The organism is Methylomonas koyamae, assembly GCF_006483455.1.
Taxonomy (GTDB): Bacteria; Pseudomonadota; Gammaproteobacteria; order Methylococcales; family Methylomonadaceae; genus Methylomonas; species Methylomonas koyamae_B.
Genome location: NZ_PPPU01000077.1, coordinates 1 through 1661, shown reverse-complemented (window position 1 = coordinate 1661; position 1661 = coordinate 1). Strand labels below are relative to the sequence as shown.

Here is a 1661-nt window from a genome sequence, read left to right as displayed (position 1 = left end):
CCGCTGGGCCAAGGCATCACCAATGCCGTCGGTTTCGCCATCGCCGAACGCGCCCTGGCCGGCCAATTCAACCGCCCCGGTCATGACATCGTCGACCACCACACCTACGTATTCCTGGGTGACGGCTGCCTGATGGAAGGCATCTCCCACGAAGCCTGCTCGCTGGCCGGCTCCATGAAACTGGGCAAACTGATCGCCATCTACGACGACAACAACATCTCCATCGACGGCGAAGTCCGCGGTCACGGCGACGTCACCGGCTGGTTCCTGGACAACACCCCGGCCCGCTTCGAAGCCTACGGCTGGCACGTCATCCCCAAAGTCGACGGCCACGATCCGGACGCAGTGAAAAAAGCCATCGAAGAAGCTAAAAAAGTCAGCGACAAACCGTCCATCATCTGCTGCCAAACCATCATCGGCTTCGGCTCGCCGAACAAACAAGGCAAAGAAGAATGCCATGGTGCTGCGCTGGGTGAAGCCGAAGTGGCTGCGACCCGCGAACAACTGGGCTGGCCGCACGCCCCGTTCGAAATTCCGGCCGACATCTACGCCGGATGGGACGCCAAAGCCAAAGGCGACCGTTTGGAAAGCGCCTGGAACGCCAAATTCGCCGCCTACCAAGCCGCGCACCCGGAACTGGCTGCCGAATTCGAACGCCGCATGGCCGGTAAATTACCAGCCGACTGGAGCGAAAAAGCCAACGCCTTCATTGCCGAGGTCAACGCCAAAGCCGAAACCATCGCCAGCCGCAAAGCCTCGCAAAACACCCTGAACGGCTTCGGCCCGTTGCTGCCGGAACTGCTGGGCGGCTCCGCCGACCTGGCCGGCTCCAACCTGACCCTGTGGAAAGGCTGCAAAGACATCAACGCCCCTGGTCACGACGGCAACTACGCCTACTACGGCGTGCGCGAATTCGGCATGAGCGCCATCATGAACGGCATCACCCTGCACGGCGGCTTCAAAGCCTACGGCGCCACCTTCCTGATGTTCAGCGAATACGCCCGTAACGCCCTGCGCATGGCCGCCCTGATGAAAGCGCCAACCATCTTCGTCTACACCCACGACTCCATCGGCCTGGGCGAAGACGGTCCGACCCACCAACCGATCGAACAAACCGCCACCTTGCGCATGATTCCGAACATGCACGTCTGGCGTCCGTGCGACGCGGTCGAATCGGCGATTTGCTGGAAAGCGGCGATCGAACGCCAAGACGGCCCGAGCACCCTGATCTTCTCACGGCAAAACCTGCCACACATGGCTCGTAGCCAAGCCCAGATCGACGCGATTGCCAAAGGCGGTTACATCCTGAAAGACAGTAACGGCACCCCGGATGCGATCATCATCGCCACCGGTTCCGAAGTCGAACTGGCCGTCAAAGCTGCCGACGCCTTGGCCGCGAAAGGCAAAAACATCCGCGTGGTGTCCATGCCGTCGACCAACGTGTTCGAAGCCCAGGACCAGGCCTACAAAGACAGCGTATTGCCAGCGAGCGTGACCAAACGCGTCGTGGTCGAAGCGGGCGTGACCGACAGCTGGTGGAAATATGCCGGCAGCCAAGGCCGCGTGGTGGGCATGGACCGTTTCGGCGAATCGGCCCCGGCCGGCCAGCTCTTCAAAGAGTTCGGCTTCACCGTGGACAATGTCGTCGCTAACGTCGAAGC

The 1661-nt window shown here is 61.4% G+C and carries 1 protein-coding gene; it reads left to right on the top strand.

The window, feature by feature from the left end:
* The coding region (tkt, locus tag C2U68_RS20790; RefSeq protein ID WP_140914388.1) for a transketolase at positions 1-1661 on the top strand (1661 nt) is incomplete at both ends.